Source organism: Pseudomonas sp. BC42 (assembly GCF_021560055.1).
Classification (GTDB): domain Bacteria; phylum Pseudomonadota; class Gammaproteobacteria; order Pseudomonadales; family Pseudomonadaceae; genus Aquipseudomonas.
Window position 1 is genome coordinate 189,415 of record NZ_CP091067.1, and the last position, 23,999, is coordinate 213,413.

At 63.7% G+C, this 23,999-nt stretch carries 21 protein-coding genes; 10 read left to right on the forward strand and 11 right to left on the reverse strand.

The annotated features are described in order from the left end of the window. Window positions 1–23 precede the first annotated feature (23 nt). Complete coding sequence (locus L1O02_RS00890) at window positions 24–1,955, forward strand: acetyl-CoA hydrolase/transferase C-terminal domain-containing protein (protein ID WP_108545013.1); 1,932 nt, start codon at window positions 24–26, stop codon at window positions 1,953–1,955. A 113-nt stretch (window positions 1,956–2,068) separates the two neighbouring features. Here L1O02_RS00890 and L1O02_RS00895 read toward each other — a convergent pair whose 3' ends face one another. Then, window positions 2,069–2,641, reverse strand: coding sequence for a xanthine phosphoribosyltransferase (locus L1O02_RS00895; protein ID WP_016968070.1), 573 nt, complete (start codon window positions 2,639–2,641; stop codon window positions 2,069–2,071). A 55-nt stretch (window positions 2,642–2,696) separates the two neighbouring features. Next, window positions 2,697–4,706: a DNA helicase Rep gene (gene rep, locus L1O02_RS00900; protein ID WP_060841699.1), complete on the reverse strand. Its 2,010-nt coding sequence runs from the start codon at window positions 4,704–4,706 to the stop codon at window positions 2,697–2,699. Between the two features lie 267 nt (window positions 4,707–4,973). Here rep and L1O02_RS00905 point away from each other — a divergent pair, with 267 nt between their 5' ends. Continuing rightward, the gene (locus L1O02_RS00905) at window positions 4,974–6,647 is read left to right on the forward strand and encodes a bifunctional diguanylate cyclase/phosphodiesterase (protein ID WP_060841698.1); all 1,674 of its coding nucleotides are present in this window, start codon (window positions 4,974–4,976) and stop codon (window positions 6,645–6,647) included. 41 nt (window positions 6,648–6,688) lie between these two features. Here L1O02_RS00905 and L1O02_RS00910 read toward each other — a convergent pair whose 3' ends face one another. After that, entirely contained in the window at window positions 6,689–8,089 is a 1,401-nt protein-coding gene (locus L1O02_RS00910; protein ID WP_181321592.1) for a NorM family multidrug efflux MATE transporter, read from the reverse strand. Window positions 8,090–8,248: 159 nt separating this feature from the next. Here L1O02_RS00910 and L1O02_RS00915 point away from each other — a divergent pair, with 159 nt between their 5' ends. Continuing rightward, window positions 8,249–9,169, forward strand: a complete 921-nt coding sequence (locus tag L1O02_RS00915; protein ID WP_060841696.1) for a LysR substrate-binding domain-containing protein — start codon at window positions 8,249–8,251, stop codon at window positions 9,167–9,169. A 193-nt stretch (window positions 9,170–9,362) separates the two neighbouring features. Further along, the gene (locus L1O02_RS00920) at window positions 9,363–11,339 is read left to right on the forward strand and encodes a methyl-accepting chemotaxis protein (RefSeq protein WP_108545015.1); all 1,977 of its coding nucleotides are present in this window, start codon (window positions 9,363–9,365) and stop codon (window positions 11,337–11,339) included. A 26-nt stretch (window positions 11,340–11,365) separates the two neighbouring features. Here L1O02_RS00920 and L1O02_RS00925 read toward each other — a convergent pair whose 3' ends face one another. Continuing rightward, the gene (locus L1O02_RS00925; protein WP_108545016.1) at window positions 11,366–12,379 is read right to left on the reverse strand and encodes an ABC transporter six-transmembrane domain-containing protein; all 1,014 of its coding nucleotides are present in this window, start codon (window positions 12,377–12,379) and stop codon (window positions 11,366–11,368) included. Between the two features lie 26 nt (window positions 12,380–12,405). Between L1O02_RS00925 and L1O02_RS00930 the strand changes: the two genes are divergently transcribed. Together L1O02_RS00930 and L1O02_RS00935 are read left to right on the forward strand one after the other, a co-directional pair. After that, window positions 12,406–12,984 carry a TetR/AcrR family transcriptional regulator gene (locus L1O02_RS00930; RefSeq protein ID WP_060844953.1) on the forward strand — a complete coding sequence of 193 codons (579 nt, stop codon included), beginning with the start codon at window positions 12,406–12,408 and terminating at the stop codon, window positions 12,982–12,984. A gap of 113 nt (window positions 12,985–13,097) precedes the next feature. Further along, window positions 13,098–14,312, forward strand: a complete 1,215-nt coding sequence (locus L1O02_RS00935; RefSeq protein WP_060841692.1) for an aldose 1-epimerase family protein — start codon at window positions 13,098–13,100, stop codon at window positions 14,310–14,312. Between the two features lie 4 nt (window positions 14,313–14,316). On the opposite strand, the gene L1O02_RS00940 is transcribed toward L1O02_RS00935, so the two are convergent. Beyond that, complete coding sequence (locus L1O02_RS00940) at window positions 14,317–15,810, reverse strand: YifB family Mg chelatase-like AAA ATPase (protein WP_060844952.1); 1,494 nt, start codon at window positions 15,808–15,810, stop codon at window positions 14,317–14,319. A gap of 189 nt (window positions 15,811–15,999) precedes the next feature. After that, on the reverse strand, window positions 16,000–16,260 hold the full coding sequence (locus L1O02_RS00945) for an accessory factor UbiK family protein (protein ID WP_016965457.1): 261 nt from the start codon (window positions 16,258–16,260) through the stop codon (window positions 16,000–16,002). A gap of 415 nt (window positions 16,261–16,675) precedes the next feature. On the opposite strand from L1O02_RS00945, the gene glnK reads away from it, so the two are divergent. The 4 genes from glnK to sutA all read left to right on the forward strand — a co-directional run bounded on the left by glnK (window position 16,676) and on the right by sutA (window position 19,447). Next, window positions 16,676–17,014 (forward strand): P-II family nitrogen regulator, encoded by a 339-nt coding sequence (gene glnK / locus L1O02_RS00950; protein WP_002555808.1) that lies wholly within the window; start codon window positions 16,676–16,678, stop codon window positions 17,012–17,014. Window positions 17,015–17,047: 33 nt separating this feature from the next. After that, window positions 17,048–18,385: an ammonium transporter gene (locus tag L1O02_RS00955; protein WP_235759428.1), complete on the forward strand. Its 1,338-nt coding sequence runs from the start codon at window positions 17,048–17,050 to the stop codon at window positions 18,383–18,385. A 210-nt stretch (window positions 18,386–18,595) separates the two neighbouring features. Next, the gene (locus L1O02_RS00960) at window positions 18,596–19,021 is read left to right on the forward strand and encodes a secondary thiamine-phosphate synthase enzyme YjbQ (protein ID WP_060841688.1); all 426 of its coding nucleotides are present in this window, start codon (window positions 18,596–18,598) and stop codon (window positions 19,019–19,021) included. Between the two features lie 102 nt (window positions 19,022–19,123). Next, window positions 19,124–19,447: a transcriptional regulator SutA gene (sutA, locus tag L1O02_RS00965; RefSeq protein WP_016965454.1), complete on the forward strand. Its 324-nt coding sequence runs from the start codon at window positions 19,124–19,126 to the stop codon at window positions 19,445–19,447. A 128-nt stretch (window positions 19,448–19,575) separates the two neighbouring features. On the opposite strand, the gene L1O02_RS00970 is transcribed toward sutA, so the two are convergent. Genes L1O02_RS00970 through lysA form a run of 5 tightly spaced genes read right to left on the reverse strand, consistent with a single transcriptional unit; the run spans window position 19,576 to window position 23,991 of the window. Further along, window positions 19,576–20,271 (reverse strand): HAD family hydrolase, encoded by a 696-nt coding sequence (locus tag L1O02_RS00970; protein WP_060841687.1) that lies wholly within the window; start codon window positions 20,269–20,271, stop codon window positions 19,576–19,578. Beyond that, window positions 20,271–21,167, reverse strand: coding sequence for a tyrosine recombinase XerC (xerC, locus tag L1O02_RS00975; RefSeq protein ID WP_235759430.1), 897 nt, complete (start codon window positions 21,165–21,167; stop codon window positions 20,271–20,273). The genes L1O02_RS00970 and xerC overlap by 1 nt, the downstream gene beginning before the upstream one ends. 2 nt (window positions 21,168–21,169) lie before the next feature. After that, window positions 21,170–21,895, reverse strand: a complete 726-nt coding sequence (locus tag L1O02_RS00980) for a DUF484 family protein (protein WP_060844951.1) — start codon at window positions 21,893–21,895, stop codon at window positions 21,170–21,172. 13 nt (window positions 21,896–21,908) lie between these two features. Then, window positions 21,909–22,739 (reverse strand): diaminopimelate epimerase, encoded by an 831-nt coding sequence (dapF, locus tag L1O02_RS00985; RefSeq protein WP_047306595.1) that lies wholly within the window; start codon window positions 22,737–22,739, stop codon window positions 21,909–21,911. Between the two features lie 4 nt (window positions 22,740–22,743). After that, window positions 22,744–23,991, reverse strand: coding sequence for a diaminopimelate decarboxylase (gene lysA / locus L1O02_RS00990; protein WP_108545018.1), 1,248 nt, complete (start codon window positions 23,989–23,991; stop codon window positions 22,744–22,746). Between the last annotated feature and the right edge of the window lie 8 nt (window positions 23,992–23,999).

Here is a 23,999-nt window from a genome sequence, read left to right on the forward strand (position 1 = left end):
ATGGACGGTCCCTGGAGGGTCAGATGCTGCAATCCTGTACTATCGAGCATGCGGTGGATGAAGTGCTTGCCCGTTTGCCGCAACACATTCACCTGGGCATGCCCCTGGGCCTGGGCAAACCCAATCGTTTCGCCAACGCCCTGTACCGGCGCATTGCCCAGTTGCCGGAACGCCAACTGACGATCTACACCGCCCTGAGCCTGGGTCGGCCGTCCCTGGGCGACGGTTTGCAGAAGCGCTTTCTCGAGCCTTTTGTCGAGCGGGTGTTCGGCGATTACCCGGAACTGGACTTCCTCGCCGATCTGCATCGCGACCGCCTGCCGCCGAATATCCGTGTCCAGCAGTTCTTCATGCAGCCCGGCAGCCTTTTGCACAGCGACTCGGCGCAGCAGGACTATGTCAGCAGCAACTACAGCCACGCCGCCCGCGACATCAATGCCGCCGGCCTGAACCTGGTGGCGCAACTGCTGGCCCGTGATTCGCACCACCCCGAACGCCTGAGCCTGAGCTGCAACCCGGACATCACCCTCGACCTGCTGCCGATGATTGCCAAGCGCCGTGCGGCGGGGGAAACCATCCTGATCCTTGGCCAGGTCCACAGCGACCTGCCTTACATGCCGGGGGACTCCGAAATCGACGCCGCGGACCTCGACCTGCTGATCGATGACGAAGAACGCAGCACCCTGTTCTCCACGCCCAACATGCCGGTGGGCATTCAGGATCATTGCATCGGTCTGCATGCCAGCACCCTGGTGCGCGACGGTGGCACCTTGCAGATCGGCATTGGCTCAATGGGTGATGCGCTGACCGCAGCCTTGCTGGCGCGGCAGGCCGACAACCAAGGGTATCGCGCCCTGCTGGCGGATCTGCAGGTGGACCATTGGCAGGCGCTGATCGACCGCGAAGGCGGCGTCCAGCCCTTTGCCCAGGGGCTCTATGGTTGCAGCGAAATGTTCGTCAACGGCCTGCTGGCCCTGGCGGATGCCGGGGTTGTGCGGCGCAAGGTCTACCCGACGCTGGAGCTGCAACGGCAAGCCAACGCCGGCACTCTGGATCCGACGACAGCGCCTGGCGGGGTGTCGATCCACGGCGGATTCTTCCTCGGGCCGCGCAGTTTCTATCAGCGTCTGCGGGAACTGCCCAAGTCCAAGCTGGCGGAGTTCAACATGACCGCCATCAGCTTCATCAACGAGCTGTATGGCCATGAAGAGCTCAAGCGCCTGCAACGCCGGGATGCGCGGTTTATCAACAGTGCCTTCACCATGACCCTGATGGGCGCCGCCGTGTCCGATCAGTTGCAGGGCGGGAAGGTGCTCAGTGGCGTGGGTGGGCAGTACAACTTCGTTGCCCAGGGCCATGCCCTGGCGGATGCTCGCTCGGTGCTGATTCTGCGCAGCTGGCGCGAGTCGGCGGGGGAGGTGAGCTCAAACATCGTCTGGGAGTACGGCCATTGCACCATCCCCCGTCATCTGCGGGACATCGTGATCACCGAGTACGGCATCGCCGACCTGCGAGGCAAGACGGATGCGAAGGTGATCGAGGCGCTGCTCAATATCAGCGATTCACGCTTTCAGCCCGGGTTGCTGGAGCAGGCGCAGAAAGCCGGAAAGCTGCCGAAGGATTTTCGTCTGGATCCGCGTTTTACCGACAACAGCCCACAGCGTCTGCAGAGGATTCAGGCGCGTCATCGCCACCTGTTTCCGGAGTATCCGTTGGGCAGCGATTTCAGCGACGAGGAGCGTGATCTGCTGCGGGCGCTGAACTGGCTCAAGAGCAAGTTCAAGCTCAGCGAGATCCTCGAACTGGGCAAGGCGGCACTCGATGCGCCGGAGCCTGAGGCCTTTGCGGCGCACCTTGAGCGCATGGGGCTGGAGCAGCCCGATGGGCTGCGCGAGGAGCTGTATCAGCGCTTCCTGCTGGCCGGTCTGCAGGCCACTTCGCCAACGCTGTCGTAGGAGCCGGCTTGCCGGCGAATGGGCCATTAAGTCTTGCATTGCTCTCAAGGGCGTCTTCGCTGGCAAGCCAGCTCCTACACAAGCCAGCCTCTACGCAAGGCTGGCGGGCGAGGTTACTCGATGAAGGTGACCACGCCGCCAGCCAGGGATTTGACCCGGGCCAGGGATTCCACGCGGTAGCCCTGGGCGTCCAGTTCGGCGCGGCCGCCCTGGAAGGACTTCTCGATGACGATGCCCAGGCCGGCCACGGTGGCGCCGGCCTGCTTGATGATCGAGATCAGCGCCTGGGACGCCTTACCGTTGGCCAGGAAGTCGTCGATGATCAGCACGCGGTCGCTGCTGGTCAGGTGCCGTGGCGAGATGGCCACGGTGCTTTCCACCTGCTTGGTGAAGGAGTACACGGTGGCCGACAGCAGGTTCTCGGTCAGGGTCAGGGACTGGTGCTTGCGGGCGAAGATCACCGGCACGCCCAGATTGAGGCCGGTCATGATGGCCGGGGCAATCCCCGAGGCTTCGATGGTGACGATCTTGGTGATGCCCGAATCCTTGAACAGTGTGGCGAATTCGTCGCCGATCAGCTTCATCAACTGCGGATCGATCTGATGGTTCAGAAAGGCGTCGACTTTCAGTACTTGATCGGAAAGCACGATGCCTTCTTCGCGAATTTTCTTGTGCAGTGCTTCCACGGAGCTTCCTCAAATAGCGCCAATTGCGCCAAAGGTCAGTTAAAAATAGTCGATTTTAGCGCTTTAACATCGCGCGTATATCCGCCAAAGCGCTATTGCCGCGAACGGCTTTGACTTCGGTCGGCGTGTCGTCGTTGCCTTCCCAGGCGAGATCGTCCGGGGGCAGTTCATCGAGGAAGCGGCTGGGCGCGCAGTCGATGATTTCACCGTATTGCTTGCGCTTGGCGGCAAAGGTGAAGGCCAGGGTCTGGCGGGCGCGGGTGATGCCCACGTAGGCCAGGCGGCGTTCTTCCTCGATGGTGTCGGCTTCGATGCTGGAGCGGTGGGGAAGGATTTCCTCTTCCATGCCCATGATGAACACGTAGGGAAACTCCAGGCCCTTGGAGGCATGCAAGGTCATCATCTGAACACCCTCGGCGCCTTCTTCCTCTTCCTGCTGGCGTTCCAGCATGTCCCGCAGGACCAGCTTGCCGATGGCGTCCTCGACGGTCATTTCGCCGTCTTCGTCTTTTTCCAGGGTGTTCTTCAAGGCCTCGATCAGGAACCAGACGTTGCCCATCCGGTAGTCCGCGGCCTTGTCGCTGGAGCTGTTGGTGCGCAGCCAGTTCTCGTAGTCGATGTCCATGACCATGCTGCGCAGGGCGGAGATCGGGTCTTCGCCGGCGCATTGTTCACGGACCCGGTCCATGAAGCGCTTGAAGCGCGCCAGGCGATCGGTAAAGCGGCTGTCCAAGTGTTCGCCCAGGCCGATCTCGTCGGTGGCGGCGTACATCGAGATCTTGCGTTCGGTGGCGTAGTTGCCGAGTTTTTCCAGGGTCGTGGAGCCGATTTCCCGGCGCGGCACGTTGATCACCCGCAGGAAGGCGTTGTCATCGTCCGGGTTCACGATCAGGCGGAAGTAGGCCATCAGGTCCTTGACTTCCTGGCGTCCGAAGAAGCTGTTGCCGCCGGACAGGCGATAGGGCACCTGATGGTGCTGCAGCTTGAGTTCGATCAGCTTGGCCTGGTAGTTGCCCCGGTAAAGGATGGCGAAATCGCTGTAGGGCCGGTCGGTGCGCAGGTGCAGGCTGAGGATCTCCATGGCCACTCGCTCGGCCTCGGCATCTTCGTTGCGGCAGCGGATCACGCGGATCTCGTCGCCGTGGCCCATCTCGCTCCACAGCTGCTTTTCGAACTCGTGGGGGTTGTTGGAGATCAGCACGTTGGCGCAGCGCAGGATGCGGCTGGTGGAGCGGTAGTTCTGCTCCAGCATCACCACCTTCAGCGACGGGTAGTCGTCCTTGAGCAGCATCAGGTTTTCCGGCCGCGCGCCGCGCCAGGCGTAGATCGACTGGTCGTCGTCGCCCACCACGGTGAACTGGTTGCGCTTGCCGATGAGCATTTTCACCAGCAGGTACTGGCTGGCGTTGGTGTCCTGGTATTCGTCCACCAGCAGGTAGCGCACCTTGTTCTGCCATTTCTCCAGGATGTCGGCGTGTTCTTCGAACAGCTTCACCGGCAGCAGGATCAGGTCGTCGAAGTCCACCGCGTTGAACGCCTTGAGCGTGCGCTGGTAGTGGGTGTAGACGATGGCTGCGGTCTGTTCCTTGGGGTTGCGGGCATTCTCCAGGGCTTGGGCCGGCAGGATCAGGTCGTTCTTCCACGCGCCGATCATGTTCTTGATCTCGTCGACGCCGTCGTCCCCGGAGTACTCCTTCTGCATGATGTCGGTCATCAGGGCCTTGACGTCGGTTTCGTCGAAGATCGAGAAGCCCGGCTTGTAGCCCAGCCGCGCATGCTCCTTGCGGATGATGTTCAGGCCCAGGTTGTGGAAGGTCGACACCGTGAGGCCGCGGCCTTCGCCGGCGCGCAGCAGGGTGCCGACCCGTTCCTTCATTTCTCGCGCGGCCTTGTTGGTAAAGGTCATGGCGACAATGTACTGGGCGCGGATACCACAGTTCTGGATCAGGTGCGCGATCTTGCGGGTGATCACGCTGGTCTTGCCGGAGCCTGCACCGGCGAGCACCAAAAGAGGGCCGCCGACATAGTTCACGGCTTCTTGCTGCCGGGGATTGAGTCGGGACATGACAGTAAAAGGAGATCGGTTGCGAAAAGGGCGGGCATTTTAACAGGCTGGACGGATTCTGCTGCTGTCTCCGACTTGTGACGCACAACGCGATCTAAATTTGCCGGTTTTGATACTTTCCCTCAGGATGCTCGCTGAATATGCGCCTAATGTTCGAGTTAGAGCGGTACAAGAAATTGCGCATGATAATCAATACCATTTGTTATTGTTTATTCGCGCGCCATAATGCCCGCCGCCAACTTATTTTGCAGAGTCTAGGGAGCTAGCTTGTCTAAGCCTGTCGAACCCTTGCGTTTGCTGCTACTGGCCGAAGAGCCTGTGTGGACAGCGTTGTTGCGCGAGTGTGTCGCTCCGTTGGGAGACTCGGTGGTATTGATCAGCGCTCCCAGCTGGGAGTCGGTCAGCCGTTTGTTTGAAGACGACCGCAATGCGGTCTTGTTGACCATTGCCCAACTGCAGCCCGGCCCCGGGCGTTGCAGCCTGCCGACCATTCTGTTGCTGGACCAGGAGCCCGAAGTGGCCCCGGTGGGCGTCAGCGATTGGTTGGTGGGTTCCTGCCTGAGCACCGATGCCTTGCGCCGCTGCCTGCGCCACGTGCGCGAGCGCGGCGTGCTGGAAACCACCCTGCAGCGCCTGGCCGAGCAGGACCCCCTGACCGGCATCGCCAACCGCCAGGGCTTCCAGACCCTGCTGGCCGCGCGCCTGGCGGAAAACGACGGTCGCGGCCTGGCCTTGGGGCATCTGGACCTGGACAACTTTCGCCACGCCAACGATGCCCTCGGTCATCAGGCCGGTGACCGCCTGATCCTGCAGGTGGTGTCGCGGCTCAAGAGCCAATTGGAGGCCGGTGATCAACTGGCCCGTCTGGGCAGCGACGAATTCGCCTTGCTCATCGACACCCGCCGCGCTCCCCAGCGTGCCGAGTGGATGGCCGAGCGCATCACCGAAGCCATGGCCGAACCCTACTGGGTCGACGGTGAAAGCCTGTTGATCGGCTGCAGCCTGGGGATTGCCCATGCCCGGGCCAATGCCGGCGCCGACCCGCTGATGTGGCATGCGCACATCGCCATGCAGCAGGCCAAGAGCACCCAGGGCTGCACCTTTCACATCTTCAACGAGCGGATCAACCGCAATGCCCGCAGCCTCGCCGACCTGGAAAGCGAACTGCGCCGGGCCCTGCGCCGTGACGAGCTGGAGCTGCACTACCAGCCCCGGTTGAACCTGCACGATGGCAAGATCGTCGGCCTCGAAGCCCTGGTGCGCTGGCGCCACGGCGAGCGCGGCTTGCTGCCCCCCAGCGAGTTCGTGCCGCTGGCCGAGCAGAGCGGGCTGATCGTGCCCCTGGGCTACTGGGTGATTTCCCGGGCCCTGCGCGACATGCAGGCCTTGCGCGAGCGCGGGCTGCCGCCGCTGCACATGGCGGTCAACCTGTCGTTCCGTCAGTTCCAGGACAGTCAGTTGCTGTCGACCCTGAGCCGGCTGATTGCCGAACGCGGCGTCGAGGCGCAGTGGCTGGAGTTCGAACTGACGGAAACCGCAGTGATGCGCCGCAGCGATCTGGTGAAGCAGACCATGGATGCCCTCGGGCGCCTGGGGGTGCGTTTTTCCCTGGACGACTTCGGCACCGGGTTTTCCTCCTTCGTCCACCTCAACAGCCTGCCGATCACCCTGCTCAAGGTCGACCGGAGCTTTGTCGGCGGCATGGAGCAGCGGGAGGAGAACCGCAAGCTGGTACACGCCATGATCAACCTGGCCCACAACCTCAACCTGGATGTGGTGGCCGAAGGGGTGGAAACCGCAGAGCAACTGGCGCTGCTGCGGGGCTTTGGCTGCGATCAGGTCCAGGGCTACCTGATCAGCAAGCCGTTGCCCCTGGCGCAACTGATGGATTACCTGACCTTCGGCAGCAGCCAGCAGTCGTTGCAGGACGGCAGGGCCTGAGGCGCCGCTTCACCGCCATGGCCGGCGGTGCGCGGCGCCTGTCACTCCGCGGCGCCGGCCGACAGGCTCGCGGTCCTGACGCGGGGCTCGCGCTTGATCATGCGGTGCATCCGCCATTCGAACGCCAGGGTCAGGCTGATGGCCGCACAGGCCAGGCCCAGGGCCAGTCCCCACCAGACACCGGTCGGTCCCCAGCCCAGGGTAAAGGCCATCAGCCAGGCCGCGGGCGCGCCGATCAGCCAGTAGCAGCCCAGCCCCACCAGGAAGGTGGTCTTGGCGTCCTTGAGGCCGCGAATCGCGCCCATGGCGATGGTCTGGGTGCCATCGAACAGCTCGAACCAGGCCGCCACCGCTAGCAGACTCACCGCCAGTCGGATCACCTCGGCGAACGCCGGGTCGTTGTGGTCGAGGAACAGCCCGATCAGTTGGTTGGGCAGCAGCCAGAAGACCATGGCGAACCCGAGCATCGCCACCGCGCCGAAGGCGATGCCTACCCGCCCGGCCAGCCGCGCATCGGGCAGTTGCCCGGCGCCGTAATGCTGGCCGATGCGCATGGTGATGGCGTAGGAGATACCCGCCGGCACCATGAACGCCACTGACACGATCTGCAGGGCGATCTGGTGCGCCGCCAACTGGGTGCTGCCCATGGTGCCCATGCACAGCGCAGCGAAGGCGAACAACCCGACTTCCACGGCATAGGTGCCGCCAATGGGCAGGCCCAGGCGCCACAGCTCCCGCAGGTACCGGGTATTCAAGCGGGCCAGGCCCCGGCGCAGCGGGTAGGCGGCGTAGGCCGGATGGCGCTTGATGTGCCAGGCCAGGGCCAGGGCCATGCAGTTGGCGACGATGGCAGTCACCAGGCCGATCCCCACCAAGCCCAGTTTCGGCAGGCCGAACATGCCGGTGATCAACGCATAGTTGAGCAGGAAGTTGGCCACCGTCCCCGCCAGGCTGATGACCATCACCGGGGTTGCCCGGCCAATGGCGCTGGTGAAGCCGCGCAGGGCCATGAAACTCAGGTAGCCGGGCAGGGCAAATGGCAGGATCAGCAGGAACTGGCCGGCGGCCTGGACGTTGCTCGGGGTCTGGCCGAACAGCAACAACAGCGGTTTGAGGTTCCACAGCAGCAGGCCGGCGACCAGGGCCATGATCCAGGCCAGCCACAGTCCCGCCTGGGTCAGGCGCGCGGCGCCCTCGATGTCTCCGGCGCCCTGACGAATCGCCACCAGGGTGCCTACCGCGGCAATCACGCCGATGCAGAAAATCGAGACAAAGGAATAGCTGGCGGCACCCAGGCCGCCGCCGGCCAAGGCTTGCGGGCTGATGCGGGCCATCATCAGGGTGTCGGTGAGGACCATCAGCATGTGCGCCAGTTGCGAGGCGATCAACGGCCCCGCCAGCCGCAGGATGGCCCAGAGTTCGGTGCGTGCTGGATGCTGCATGGTCATCAGGCTCGATTCTTGAAAATTCGGGAAGAGCGCTGATTCTCGGTGCTTACAGCGCATAGCACAAAAGGATAAAAATACTTGCTGGCATGATAAAAACTCATGCGAAGCCATTTTCTGCCAGTCTGGCGCCCTGGTGTTGTCCGGAGCACATCCATGTCTCGTCGTTTGCCTCCTCTGTATGCCCTGCGTGCCTTTGAAGCGGCGGCACGCCACAGCTCGTTCACCCGTGCCGCCGAAGAACTGTCGATTACCCAGAGCGCCGTCAGCCGGCATATCCGCACCCTGGAGGAGCATTTCGCCTGCCGACTGTTCCAGCGCAGCGGGCGCAACCTGCAACTGACCGAGGCGGCACGCCTGCTGTTGCCGGGCATCCGTGAAGGCTTCGGCGCGCTGGAACGGGCCTGCAATACCCTGCGCGCCGAAGACGGCATCCTGCGCATGAAGGCGCCCTCGACCCTGACCATGCGCTGGCTGCTGGCGCGCCTCAGCCGCTTCCGCCACCTGCAGCCGGGCAACGAGGTACAGCTCACCAGCGCCTGGATGGACGTGGACTCGGTGGATTTCAACCAGGAACCCTTCGACTGCGCGGTGTTGCTGAGCAATGGCCACTTTCCCCCGGACTGGGAAGCCAGCTACCTGTTCCCCGAGCTGTTGATCCCGGTGGGGGCGCCGAACCTGCTCAACGACCAGCCCTGGGATGTGGCGCGGCTGGCGGCCACCGAGCTCTTGCACCCCACGCCGGACCGCCGTGACTGGCGCAGCTGGCTGGAGCACATGGGGCTCACCGATCAGGTCTCGCTCAAGGGCGGGCAGGTGTTCGACACCCTGGAGCTGGGGATGATCGCGGCGGCTCGGGGTTACGGCGTGTCCATGGGGGATCTGCTGATGGTGGCCGAAGATGTGGCTCAGGGTCGCTTGAGCCTGCCCTGGCCGACGGCTGTGGCCAGTGGCTTGAACTATTACCTGGTGTGGCCCAAGACCCGGCCCGGAGGCGAACGTTTGCGTCGCCTCAGCGACTTTCTCCAGGGCGAGGTCCAGGCCATGCAATTGCCCGAGGTAGAGCGCCTCGGCTGAAACGATGCAGTGCCCGGCCGGCGGGGGCGCGCAGATATCCTTGCAAGGCGCTCAAGTATTTGCCGGCGCCGCCGAATCCATGGGTTATGGAACCAGCGTTCAGGAAGGTCCTAAATTACTAAAAATCCTAGAATTATGACTGCCGAGCGTGCTGACCGATCAGGATGATCCGCCTTCTCGGCAAGGAGCCATCATGTCCCAACCCCGTGCCCGCATAGCCTCCCAGCTTGGGCTTGCCCTTGCCCTGATTCTTGCCCTGGTCATCAGTGGCAGCACCCTGTTTGCCCTGCGCTCACTGGATTCGGCGAACCTCGATACCCGGGAAGAGCACCTGGCCAGCGAGGCGCGGCTGTTGGCAGACCAGCTCAACACCTTCCACGGCAGCCTGCGCGAGAGCACCCAGCGCCTGAGCGGCCTGTTCGAAAACCGCTTCAGCGGCGGCCTGAGCCTGCACCCCGAGCAACCGGTGAGTGTGGCCGGGGTCCAGACCCCGGGCCTGCACCTGGGGGACGTGGTGCTCAACAACAACTTCGAGGAAGTGGACGAGTTCAAGCAGATGACTGCCGGGGTGGCGACCCTGTTCGTGCGCAGCGGCGATGACTTCATCCGGGTCAGTACCTCCCTGAGCAAGCAGGACGGCAGCCGGGCCATCGGCACCTTGCTCGATCATGCCCACCCGGCCTATCAGAAACTCATGGCGGGCCAGGGCTATGTCGGTCGCGCCCTGCTCTTTGAACGCTTCTACATGACCCAGTACACCCCGGTGATGGATCGCGGCGGCAAGGTCATCGCGGTGCTGTTTGTCGGTTTCGATTACACCGATGCGCAGAATGCCCAGTTCGACAATCTCAAGCGTTTTCGCATCGGCCAGAGCGGTTCCCTGGCCCTGCTCGACGAGCAGGACAAGTGGCTGGTGCCGCCGGCCGGTGTGCAGGGGCTGGACCAGGCCGCGCAGGTCATGGCCACTGCGGCGAAGGAACCGGGCAAGGGCCGCTTCTGGAGCGATCAGGGCGAGGACTTCTACAGCCTGGCGGTGCCGTTTGCCGGTGGTCCCTGGTCGGTGGTGGCCAGCATGCCCAAGGCCGAGATCCGTGCGGTGACCTGGAGCGTGGGGATTCGCCTGGTGATCGGCAGCCTGCTGGCGATGCTGCTGGCGGTGGGGGCCACGGTCTGGCTGCTGCGCAGCAAGCTGGCGCCCCTGAGCGATCTGGTGCGCCAGGCCCAGGCCCTGGGGGGCGGCGACCTGAGCGCGCGGCTGAATGTCTCCAGCCATGACGAAATCGGCCAGCTGGCCCGCAGCTTCAACCAGATGGGCGAAGCCCTGTCGACCATGGTCGAGCACATTCGCCGTTCCGCTGCCGAGGTCAATGGCCGGGCCCAGGCCTTGTCCGGTCTGTCCAGCGGCGCCTATGAAGGCATGGAGCAGCAGTCCGGCGAGATCACCAGCATGGCCGGTGCGGTGGAGCAGTTCAGCGCCACTTCGCTGAACATCGCCGACAACATGGGCAGCACCCAGCGTCTGGCTCAGGAAAACGCCGAGCAGACCCATATCGGCCTCGAATCCATGCAGCAGGCTTCGGCGTCCCTGGAGCAGATTGCCGGGGCCCTCAACAGCACGGCCACGGTGATCAATACCCTGGGCCAGCGTTCCCAGGAGATTGGCGGGATTGTCGGGGTGATCACCGCCATTGCCGATCAGACCAACCTGCTGGCCCTCAACGCCGCCATCGAGGCCGCGCGTGCCGGCGAGCAGGGGCGCGGGTTTGCTGTGGTCGCCGATGAGGTGCGCAACCTGGCGTCGCGCACCCGCGAGGCCACTGATGAAATCTCGCAGATGATCAACAGCATCCAGCAGGAAACCGGCAACGCCATCGAAACCATGGAACAGGGCAACCGCCTGATGCAGGAAGGCTTGTCGCGCAACGCCAATGTCGCCTCGGCCCTGGCCCTGATCGACGAGCAGAGCCGCAGCGCCGGTGAACAGTTCGCCGCCATCACCACCGCGACTCAGGAACAGAGCAGCACCGCCACGGTGCTCAGCAGCAACCTGCAGAGCATTGCCCAGGCCAACAGCGAGCAGCGTGAAGTGGTGTCCAACCTGGCGCTCACCGCCCGTGAGCTGGAAACCCTGGCCGCCGACCTGCGCCAGGAGGTCGACCGCTTCCGCTGATCTGGCCCAGCCGGCTGTGCCGGGGCTCAGCGGGGCTCGGCTGACTCAGCCAGGCCCGGATCCACGCGCTTGCCGATATCCCGCAGGCGCGCCAGCTGGTCGACCATGGTGGGCGCCTCATCGACGCTGCTGACGAAGGTCCACAGGTAAGTCATCACCGCATACACGTGGCCGGCCTTGACCTCGGGTGCCAGCGCCAGCTGGCTGATGGCGATGACGAACAGCAGCGCGGCGACCGCACCAAGGAACAGATAGGCCGTCGCTTCCCGGTCCGAGAGGCCGATGCGCAGCCGCGACAGCAGGCGATAGTGGCGCTGTAGCGAGACGGCACCGACCTTGGCCACCAGGCCGATTTCCTTTTCCAGCCGGTTGTTCAGGCGTTCGTGCAGTTGCTGGTTGCGGCGGGCAAAACGCGGCAGCAGGGTCACGCACAGCAACAGCGCCGTGAGGCAGGAGAGGCCGATCCAGGGTTCGATCACCAGCAGCATCACCGCTGCGCCGACGATCGACACCAGGGCCGTGGCGATGGTCGGAACGTGCTTTTCGAAGAAGTCGACGAACTCCCGGGCCAGCACCACCCGCGCCGCGGCGGTGGACGTGTCCTGTTGTTGCAGGCGCTGGTTGAGGATCACCGGCACCGCGAGGTCGGCGTAGATGCGGGTGAACGTGCGGGTGTCCACCGCCCGCCGCGCCGCGCCCACCACCCAGAAGCCCAGCACCACCAGGGCGTAGATCAGCGCATGGGCGGCGTCGCCGCTCAGGATCGAGTCCACGGCAAAGCCGGCAAACAGCGGATAGGCCAGCAACAGGGCGTTCTCCAGGGCCACCAGGGACAGGGTGCCGAACAGCTTGCCCGGATAGGCCCTGGCTATGGCCTTGAGAGTCTGGCCGGCGGACTGTTGGCCGATTTTCTGCTTTGGATCCACGGCAATGAGTGGGGTAGCGGCGGGCATGAGTGCACCACAAGAATGATTGGGGTTAATATTGAGCGACTGCTCAATTATCTTTGAGCGATCGCTCAAAATGCAAGCGCCGTCCATCCTGGCGCCAAGAGGCCCGATTGCCCATGTCGCGTAACGACCGCAAAGACCAGATCATCCAGGCCGCCCTGGAATTATTCCGCAGCAAGGGTTTCGCCGAGGTTTCCACCCGGGACCTGGCCGAGCATGCCGGCCTGTCCCGCAGCCACGTTTATCACTACTTCAGTGATTTCAAAGAGCTGCGCCGCGAAGCCTTCGTCCATTTCGCCAATCAACAATTGGAAGCGGTGGGCGGGCCCTTGCGCGGTGCGGCGCCGATGGACGCTTTGCAAGGATTCATCCGTGACTGTCTGCCCGATTGTGCCGAAGACGGCTGGGCCTTGTGGCTCGATGCCTGGGACGAAGCCATGCACGACGCCGAGCTGGCCGAGACTTACCTGAGGATCAATGGCCAGTGGCAGGCAATGCTGGCCGGCATCATTGTCGATGGAGTCGAGACGGGGGTGTTTCACTGCGCCAACCCCCAGCGCGCGGCCCGGCAGTTGCTTGCGCAGACCATGGGCTACACCGATGACCTGCTGCTGCGGGCTTCTCCCGAGTCGGCCCGGGCTGCGTTGCAGGAAGTCATGGAAGTGGCGGGCCTGCTGCTGGGATTCAAGGCCTGAAAGGCAAAGCCGGGCAGTGGCGGAGTTGTGCGGTCAATCGCGAATTTGTAGCTTGCTGAAACGATTCTTCAGCGCTATAAAAACCGCACAACTCCAATAAAGGCAGCCCTTCCATGACATCCCTCAAACTGCTGGTCACCCTCGGCGCGCTGACCGCCGCCTCCCACGCCATGGCCTGGGACTATGTGCTGCTCGACACCGACAAGGCCGCTGAAAACCTGCATATCACCAGCGAGCAGTTGGGTCTGAAGACCGCGCAACCCTTCTCCGTGACCTTGCGCACCTTGCATGGCGGCCGCCAGGAAGGGGTCAGCATCGTCGATATCGACAACGGCCAGATGAAGCTTTCGCTGGTGCCGACCCGAGGCATGAATGTGCTGCAGGCCTCGGTGGGCGACGTGCGCCTGGGGTGGGATTCACCGGTCAAGGAAGTGGTCAATCCGGCCTTCATCGAACTCAATGGCCGCGGTGGCCTGGGCTGGCTGGAAGGCTTCAACGAGCTGGTGACGCGCTGCGGTTACGAGTGGGTCGGGCACCCGGGCATGGATAACGGCGAATTGCTGACCCTGCATGGCCGCGCCGCGAACATTCCGGCCAGCAAAGTCACCCTGCACATCGACGAACAGCCGCCCTATGCGATTCATCTGCGAGGCGAACTCAAGGAGCAGGCGTTCAAGAAGGTCGACTTCAGCGTGGCCACCGAGCTGGTCACCGAGCCCGGCAGCACCAGCTTCACCCTCAACGATCGCCTGACCAACAACGGCGATTATGCGAAGGAATATCAGGCGCTGTACCACAGCAACTTCAGCACCCCGTTCCTTGAACAGGGGGCAAAATTTGCCGCGCCGGTCAAACAGGTGTCGCCGTTCAACGACAAGGCCAAGGCCGATCTGGGCGATTGGCAGACCTACCGCGGCCCGACCCGCGACTATGACGAAACCGTGTACAACGTGGTGCCTTATGCCGATGCCCAGGGTGAGACCCTGGCGGTGCTGCACAACAAGGCGGGCAGCCTCGGGGTGTCCCTGGGCTTCAATACCCGACAGTTGCCGGTGTTCTCGCTGTGGAAAAACACCGACACCCAGGGCCAGGGCTATGTGACCGGGTTGGAGCCGGGCACCAGTTTTTCCTACAACCGCCGTTATCAGCGTCCATTGAATCTGGTGCCGACGATTGGTCCCAAGGAGCAGCGGGAGTTTCAGATCCGCTACAGCCTGTTGGCGGACAAGGTTGCGGTGGACAACGCCTTGAATCGTGTCAGTCAGATCCAGCAAGGGCGTCAGACCGAAGTGCGGCCAACGCCGCTGGTGGATCTGTCCAAGGAGTGAACCTTCAATCGGCGCCGGGACGATAGTGCAGCGCCTCTGCCAGATGGTCGCGACTGATGCTTGCCGCCTGCTCCAGGTCGGCCAGGGTCCTGGCCACCTTGAGCAGGCGGTGAGCGGCGCGCAACGACAGGTTCAAGCGTTCGCAGGCCGCTTCCAGCCAGTGCTCGTCGGCTGTGGATAACTGGCAATGGCGCCGCAGGCCGGGCAGGTCGAGAAAGGCGTTGGCACAGCCCTGGCGCTGGCCTTGCAGCTGGCGTGCCCGGGCGACTCTGGCGGCGGCTTCGGCGCTGTCGTTGCCCGGTTGTGGCCTGGGGTTGAGGGCGGTGACCTCGCGGGCCACGGTCAGGTGCAGGTCGATGCGATCGAGCAGCGGGCCGGACAACTTGTTGCGATAGCGCTGGATCTGTTCCGGCGTGCAGCGGCAGCGTCCGCTGGGTTCGCCAAGGTATCCGCAGGGGCAGGGGTTCATCGCCGCGACCAGTTGGAAGCGTGCCGGGAACTGCACCCGGTCGCGGGCCCGGGAGATGATGATCTGCCCGGACTCCATGGGCTCGCGCAGGACCTCCAATACCTTGCGATCGAACTCCGGTAGCTCATCGAGAAACAGCACGCCGTGATGGGCCAGGGTGATTTCCCCGGGTTGGGGTTTGGAGCCGCCTCCGACCAGCGCCGCCCCCGAAGCCGAATGATGAGGCTGACGAAACGGCCGCTGGGGCCAGTGGCGCAGGGGCGTGTGGCTGGTCACCGATTGAATCGCCGCCACTTCCAGGGCCTCGTCCTCCTGCAAGGGGGGCAACAGGCCGGGCAGGCGGCTGGCCAGCAGGGTCTTGCCGGTGCCTGGCGGGCCGCTGAACAGCAGGTTGTGGGCACCGGCCGCGGCGATCAGCAAGGCGCGCTTGGCGGCGAGCTGGCCCTGTACTTCGCGAAGATCGGGGTAGGGGGAGTGGCTCTGTGTCAGGCCGTCGCTGATGTAAGGCGCTATCGGTGCCTGGCCGTTGAGATGGGCCACGGCTTGCAGCAGATGCTCGACCGCGATCACCTCCAGGCCACTGGCCAGGCAGGCTTCTTCGGCATTGGCGCGGGGCACCAGCAGGGTGCGTCCGGCGTCGCGCGCCGCCAGTGCGGCAGGGAGTACGCCGCGCACCGCCCTTACTGCTCCGGACAGCGCCAGTTCCCCCAGGCATTCGATGTTGTCCAGGGCCTGCGCCGGTACTTGCACGCTGGCGGCGAGGATGCCCAGGGCGATGGCCAGGTCGAAGCGCCCGCCATCCTTGGGCAGGTCCGCCGGAGCCAGGTTGAGGGTGATGCGGCGCGCGGGGAAATCGAACCCGGCGTTGAGAATGGCGCTGCGCACCCGGTCCTTGCTTTCCTTGACTGCAGCTTCCGGCAGGCCCACCAGGGTCAGGCTTGGCAAGCCATTGGCCAGGTGCACTTCAACGCTGACCGCCGGTGCCTGCACGCCGACCTGGGCACGGCTGTGAATGATCGCCAGGGACATGGGGAGTTCTTCCTTGAGACAGCGGAACCGCTTCCTGCGGGGCTGCTGCAAGGATAGTTGAGGGGGGTGGCGGCAGAGCTGCCAGAATGGGCACAGGATATGTCGCCGGCGTTGCGGCCTTGGTTGGCCAGTCGGCGCCTACGGCACGGGGCTGCAGGAGCCGACTTGCCGGCGAACCGGCGGTTCAGCTCAGTCTTGTGCCGGATTCAGCCGCGCTTCCAGCTCCGCCACTTTGGCTTCGAGGCTTTCCAGGCGTGCGCGGGTGCGGGCCAGGACCACCATCTGGCTGTCGAATTCTTCCCGGCTGACCAGGTCGAGCTTGCTGAAGCCGCTTTGCAGCAGGGCCTTGAATTGGCTTTCGATTTCGTTGCGGGGCAGGGGCGTATCACCGCTGAGCAAACGCGAGGCGTGGCCGCTCAGGGCATCGAGAAGGTCTTTGGGCGCGAGCATGGGAGAGTCCTGAATTGCAGTCGGCCCGCAGTGTATCACGCAGCAACAGCGCTCCAGGCGAGCCTGGGTTGCACGTTTTTCGCGCATCCGGCCGGGCGCCGACGCACTGTTTTTGTGCGTATGCCGGGCCCGGTTTTCCGGTATTCGCCGCCAGCGCCAGGCAAAGGACTGAAATCACTGAATTTTCCCGAGCTGGCAAGCTTTCTGCTTAGACCCTGGTGACCCATGCACTGATGCAGTCGCTGTGACGAATGCAGTGCGGCAGCCTGCGCGGGGGGTGTTTCGTCAGGAGCGGTTAGCTGGCGTCGGTCTGGCTGAGTAAGGCCGACGATGCGTTACAAAGCCAGGCACTGCGCTTAGACTTGAGTCGGGTTTGTTTTCCTGGGGCAAGTCCACCAATTCGGGAGAGAGTTTCATGAAGCTAGTCACTGCCATCATCAAGCCGTTCAAGTTGGACGACGTGCGCGAGTCGCTGTCCGAAATCGGCGTGCAGGGCATTACCGTTACTGAGGTCAAAGGCTTCGGCCGGCAGAAAGGTCACACCGAGCTGTATCGCGGTGCGGAGTACGTGGTGGATTTTCTGCCCAAGGTGAAGATCGATGTCGCCATTGACGACAAGGATCTTGACCGGGTTATCGAGGCGATAACCAAGGCCGCCAACACCGGCAAGATCGGTGACGGCAAGATCTTCGTGGTCAATCTGGAACAGGCTATTCGCATCCGTACCGGCGAAACCGATACCGACGCCATCTAAGCCGCCAAACCCAACGCCCCAGGAGAAAACAATATGACTCTGCGTAAATTCGCAGGGCTAGGAGCCCTGTTGTCCCTCGTAATGCCTGGCCTGGCCTTGGCGGCAGATCCGGTGCCCCCTCCAGTGCTCAACTCCGGCGACACCGCGTGGATGCTGACCTCCACGGCCCTGGTGCTGTTCATGACCATCCCCGGGCTGGCGCTGTTCTACGGCGGCATGGTGCGTTCGAAAAACATTCTTTCCGTGATGATGCAGTGCTTCGCCATCACCGGTCTGGTCACTGTCCTGTGGTTCATCTATGGCTACAGCATGGCGTTCGATACCACCGGGATGGAAGCTGGCGTCGTCAATCTCAATTCCTTCGTGGGCGGCTTGTCCAAGGCCTTCCTGGCGGGGGTCACCCCGGCCAGCCTGACCGGCCCGGCGGCGTTGTTCCCCGAGGCGGTGTTCGTCACCTTCCAGATGACCTTCGCCATCATCACTCCGGCACTGATCGTCGGTGCCTTTGCCGAGCGGATGAAGTTCTCCGCGATGCTGATCTTCATGGGCGTCTGGTTCACCCTGGTGTACGCGCCAATTGCCCACATGGTCTGGAGCGGTCCGGGTTCTCTGCTGGGCGACTGGGGCGTGCTGGACTTCGCCGGCGGCACCGTGGTCCACATCAACGCCGGTATCGCCGGGCTGGTGGCCTGCCTGGTGCTGGGCAAGCGCAAAGGCTTCCCGACCACGCCCATGGCGCCGCATAACCTGGGCTACACCCTGATGGGCGCGGCCATGCTGTGGGTCGGCTGGTTCGGTTTCAACGCCGGTTCCGCGGCTGCCGCCAACGGCACCGCCGGCATGGCCATGTTGGTCACGCAGATCGCAACGGCTGCCGCCGCCCTGGGCTGGATGTTTGCCGAGTGGATGACCCACGGCAAGCCAAGCGCGCTGGGCATCGCTTCGGGCGTGGTGGCCGGCCTGGTCGCCATCACCCCGGCCGCCGGTACCGTGGGCCCGATGGGTGCCCTGATCATTGGCCTGGCGGCAGGTGTGGTGTGCTTCTTCTGCGCCACCAGCCTCAAGCGCAAGCTGGGTTATGACGACTCCCTGGATGCCTTCGGCGTTCACGGCATCGGCGGTATTCTCGGGGCGATCCTCACCGGCGTGTTCGCTGCACCGTCCCTGGGCGGCTTCGGCACCGTCACCGATATCGCGGCACAGGTCTGGATCCAGGCCAAGGGCGTCGGCTTCACCGTGATCTACACCGCGATCGTCACCTTCATCATCCTCAAGGTCCTGGATGCGGTCATAGGGCTGCGTGTCACCGAGGAAGAAGAAGCGGTCGGCCTCGACCTGGCGCAACACAACGAGCGTGGTTACAACCTGTAATCGCGTGGGGAAAAAAGCCCGGCTCCGGCCGGGCATTTTTTTGCCTGACGTTTGTCATTGAAAAATGGCTGAAAGGATTTTCTGACAAGCATTGGCGTGTTTGCCGTGGCGATTTCCAGCAGGACAAATGCTTACACTAAAGCAGGATTATTCGGCGCTTTGTTTTTTCACTGAGCGCGCTAGAATGCGCGCCGAAGCGTGGAGATCGGTATGTGGCAGCAGACCCTGATTACCTTGCGGGCCAGGCCCCGGGGCTTTCACCTGGTGACGGACGAGTTGCTCGCCGGCCTGCCCGAGTTGAGGGCGTGTCGGGTTGGTCTGCTGCATTTATGGCTGCAACATACCTCGGCCTCGTTGACCATCAACGAGAACGCCGATCCGGCGGTCCGGCGTGACTTCGAACGTTTCTTCAACACCCTGGTGCCTCAAGGCATGGCCGGGTACGAACATAACGACGAAGGCGAAGACGACCTTCCGGCGCACTTCAAGGCCAGTTTGCTAGGCTGTCAGCTGACTTTGCCGGTAGCGGCGGGACGCTTGGCGCTAGGCACCTGGCAAGGTGTTTATCTGGGCGAGCATCGCGATCATGGCGGTGCTCGCAAAGTCCTTGCCACCCTGCAGGGTGATAGGGCATAAGCCGCTGAGTATCAGTGGACGTTGATTTTTTTCCGGCGGCCTTCGACAGTCGGCGCAGCTGGGCTATAACTAATCTGCTTTTCGCAAGTCATGAGGTAGAACATGAGCGACGATGATCTGGAAAACGACGACCTCGAAGTAGGTGACGAAGACGATACCGAAGAAGGTCTTGAAGCGGCCGCCGACGATGTGGTGGAAGACGATGGCAGTGATGTTCCTGCTCCGACCGCCAAAGGCAAGGCCAAGGCTGCCGTTTCGGTAGACGAGCTGCCGAGTGTCGAAGCCAAGAACAAGGAGCGTGATGCACTGGCGCGTGCCATGGAAGAGTTCCTGGCCCGTGGCGGCAAAGTGCAGGAAGTCGAGGCCAATGTGGTCGCCGATCCGCCCAAGAAGCCTGATAACAAGTACGGCAGCCGGCCTATCTGAGCCTTGCTACTTGCTTGCTGAAAAAGCCCGCCGTCGCTGCGGGCTTTTTCATGGAAGAAAGACAGGCAGCGGCAAGTTACGAGCTGCAAGCTATAAGTTCGAGGCTTGAGGCTGCGGCGGCCAGCCGCCTATTTCCAGCTGGCCAGCAGTCGTGGCAGTTCAATCAGGCTGCGGATCTCGGCATCTGGTGCGCGCTCGGCTTCCCAGGTCTTGCCGCTGGGATTGAACCAGATCGCGCGCAGGCCCGCCTGCTGGGCGCCGGCAATGTCGTCGCCCGGGTGATCGCCGATATGCACGGCGGTATCGGCCGTTGCGCCACCGCGCTGCAGGGCTTCATGGAACAGTCGGGCATCCGGTTTGGCGACCCCGATGTCTTCGGCGCACAGGGCGAACTTGAAGTAGTCCGCCAGGCCCAGGCGGCGCACGTCGGCATTGCCGTTGGTGACCACCCCCAGGGCGAAGTGATTGGCCAGGGCTTCCAGGGTCGGCAGCACCTCGGGAAAGATCTCCAGTTGATGCCGCGCGTGCAGGAATACTTCGAAGCTCTGATCGGCCAGCTGGCTGGCTTGACTGTGCTCGTACCCGGCCTCTTCCAGGGCATGGAACAGTACCTGGCGGCGCAGGGCGCTGATTCGGTACTTGAGGTGCGGTTGTTCGAGCAGCACGCGTTCGCGAATGCTCCACAGATGCTCCACCGGCACGCCGCCGAGATTCGGTGCATGCTCGGTCAGCCACTGACGCAGGGTGGCCTCGGCGCTGACGATCACCGGGGCGGTGTCCCAGAGGGTGTCATCAAGGTCGAAGGTGATCAGTTTAATGGTCATTACTCACCGCCTTTGTTGCGTTTGGCCCGAGGGTGGGCGCTGTCGTAGACCGCTGCCAGGTGCTGGAAGTCCAGGTGGGTGTAGATCTGTGTGGTCTTGATATCCGAGTGCCCGAGCAACTCCTGCACGGCACGCAGGTCCTGGGAAGACTCCAGCAGGTGGCTGGCAAAGGAATGACGCAGCATGTGCGGATGCAGGTTCTGCCCCAGCTCGCGCTCTCCGGCGGCCTTGACCCGCAGTTGGATGGCGCGCGGCCCCAGGCGCCGGCCCTTTTGACTGACGAACAGGGCGCCGTCCGGCGGGTTGCTCAGGGCGCGCAGCGGTAGCCACAGTGCCAGGGCCTCCCGGGCTTTTTTGCCCACGGGCAGCACGCGGGTCTTGCTGCCCTTGCCCAGGACCTGCACCAGTCCGTCCGCCAGATCCAGTTGCTCGAGGTTCAAGCTGGTCAGTTCGGAAAGACGCAGCCCGCAGGAGTAGAACAGCTCCAGGATCGCCTGATCGCGATGGGCCAGGAAGTCATCCTCCACTGCGCCATCGAGCAGCTGCAGGGCGCGATCGGTGTCCAGGGTCTTGGGCAGGCGGCGCTCGCCCTTGGGCGGCGCCAGGCCGTTGGCCGGGTCGTGATCGCACAGCCCTTCGCGGTTCAGGTAGTGATAGAGCCCGCGCACCGCGGACAGCAGGCGGGCCAGGCTGCTGGACGACTGACCCTGCTGGTGCAGACGGGCAATCATGCTGCGCAGGCCCTGGACATCCAGGTCGGTCCAGCTGCGAACCTGCTGTTTCTCGCAAAACCCCAGCACCTTGTCGAGATCGCGTCGATAGGCCTGCAGGGTGTGGGGCGACACCTGGCGCTCACTGCGCAGGTGTGCGCAGTAGGCATCCAGTTGCTGCTGCATGGTCAGCGTACCGAGCGCAGCGAGTGGGTGAAGCGCGGCAGGACCCGGCCGGTGACTTCGGCGATGTAGTTGAGGAACAGGGTGCCGACCGAGCTCTTGTAGTGCTGCGGGTCACGGCTGGCGATGGCCAGGACTCCATGCAGGCCCTGATGCGCCAGAGCGACCACCGCGGTGGAGCCGATCTGCTTGCGCTGTTCTTCGCCGAAGAGGAAGTCCAGTTCATGTTCGCGCAGGCTGCCGCTGACACTCTTGCCTTCCGAAAGCAGGCCGCCGATGGCGCCCTGGGCTTCGGCGGCCGAGACCCAGCGACCCACCGGCATGGCGTTGTCGCTGAACAGGATCAGGCTGACGAAGGGTACCTGGAAGTCCTGACGCAGGCTGTCCTCGACACTCATGACCACTTCTTCCAGGCTGCTGGCGTCCATCAGCGCCAGAATCAGGCGGCGAGTCTTGTCGAACAGGCGGTCGTTGTCCCGGGCCACGTCCATCAGTTGCGACAGGCGGTGGCGCATCTCGATGTTGCGCTCGCGCAGGATCTTCATCTGTCGCTCCACCAGCGACACGGTATCGCCGCGCTGGTGGGGAATGCGCAAGGCCGGGAGCAGCTCGTCGTGGTCGACGAAGAAGTCCGGATGGGCCTCCAGGTACGCAGCGACGGCGGCTGCGTCCAGGTCGGCAGAAGGCACTGGGTCGGGCTTTGCGGCGGGAGCCTGGGGCTGATCAGTCATGGGTTTCGCTCACTTAAAGACGCACCTGTCCTTCGTATACGCGTACTGCCGGGCCGGTCATCATCACCGGTTGGCCTGGACCTGCCCATTCGATGGACAGGCGCCCGCCTGGCAGGTCGATCAATAGTGGCGAATCCATCCACCCCTGGCTGATCGCGGCCACTGCAGCTGCGCAGGCACCGGTGCCGCAGGCCTGGGTTTCCCCGGCACCGCGTTCCCAGACCCGCAATTGCGCGCGCTGACGGTCCAGCACCTGGAGAAAACCGACATTGACCCGCGCCGGGAAGCGCGGGTGATGCTCGATCTTCGGCCCCAGCTCGTGCACCGGCGCGCTGTTGATGTCATCCACCCGCAGCACGGCGTGGGGGTTGCCCATGGACACGGCGGCCAGCTCGACCTGGACGCCATCGACGTCCAGCGTGTAGCTGTTGGCCTGGGCCGGTGCCTGGAACGGGATATCCGCCGGCACCAGGCGTGGCGCCCCCATGTTGACGCTGATCTGACCGTCGTTGCGCACGTCCAGTTCGATCACGCCGCTCTTGGTCTCGACGCGGATCTGGCGCTTGGTGGTCAGGCGCTTGTCCAGCACGAAGCGGGCGAAGCAACGGGCACCGTTGCCGCACTGTTCCACTTCGGAACCATCGGAGTTGAAGATCCGATAGCGGAAATCCACGTCCGGGTTGCTCGGGGCCTCGACGATCAGCAACTGATCGAAGCCGATCCCGGTGTTGCGATCACCCCATTGCTTGGCGTGCTTGGGCAAAATATGCGCGTGCTGGCTGACCAGGTCGAGAACCATGAAGTCATTGCCCAGGCCGTGCATCTTGGTAAAACGCAGCAGCATGGTCTTACTCCGGCAGCAGGCTTTCGCCAGCGAATAACTCGGCTACCGTCTCGCGGCGACGCACTTCAACAGCCTGGCCGCCATCGACCAGCACTTCAGCGGCACGGCCGCGGGTGTTGTAGTTCGAGCTCATGACGAAACCATAGGCGCCAGCGGAATGCACCGCCAGCAGGTCGCCCTCGGCCAGGGCCAGGGAGCGTTCCTTGGCGAGGAAGTCGCCGGTTTCACAGATCGGGCCGACGATGTCGTAGGTACGGGGTTCGGCGTCGCGTGGTTGCACGGCGCTGACGTCCATCCAGGCCTGGTACAGCGCCGGGCGGATCAGGTCGTTCATGGCCGCGTCGACGATGGCGAAATCCTTGTGTTCGGTGTGCTTGAGGTACTCGACCCGGGTCAGCAGCACGCCGGCGTTGGCGACGATGAAACGGCCCGGTTCGAACACCAGGGCCAGGTCGCGGCCATCCAGGCGCTGGCGCACGGCCTTGACGTAGTCGGCGGCCAGCGGCGGCTCTTCGTCGCGATAACGCACGCCCAGGCCACCACCCAGATCGATGTGGCGCAGGTAGATGCCGCACTCGCCAAGGCGATCCACCAGGTCCAGCAGGCGGTCGAGGGCGTCGATGAAGGGTTCCAGGGTGGTCAGTTGCGAGCCGATATGGCAGTCGACCCCGACGATATCCAGGTTCGGCAGTTGCGCGGCGCGGATGTACACATCCTCGGCCGTGGCAATGTCGATGCCGAACTTGTTTTCCTTGAGCCCGGTGGAGATGTAGGGGTGGGTGCCGGCGTCGACGTCGGGGTTGACCCGCAGCGAGACCGGCGCGCGAACTCCCAGCTCGGCGGCGACCTGTTGCAGGCGCTCCAGTTCTTCGGCGGATTCGACGTTGAAGCAGTGGACGCCGACTTCCAGGGCGCGACGCATGTCGTCACGGGTCTTGCCGACACCGGAAAAGACGATCTTGTCGGCCTGGCCACCGGCGGCCAGGACCCGCTCCAGTTCGCCCCGGGAGACGATGTCGAAACCGGCGCCCAGGCGGGCCAGGACATTCAACACGCCCAGGTTGGAGTTGGCCTTTACCGCGAAGCAGACCAGATGTGGCATGCCGGCAAGTGCCTCGGCATAGGCCAGGTACTGGGCCTCGATATGCGCTCGGGAATAGACGTAGGTCGGCGTGCCGAAACGCTCGGCAATGGCGGACAGGGCTACGCCTTCCGCGAACAGCTCACCGTCGCGGTAGTTGAAAGCGTCCATGGTGAGCC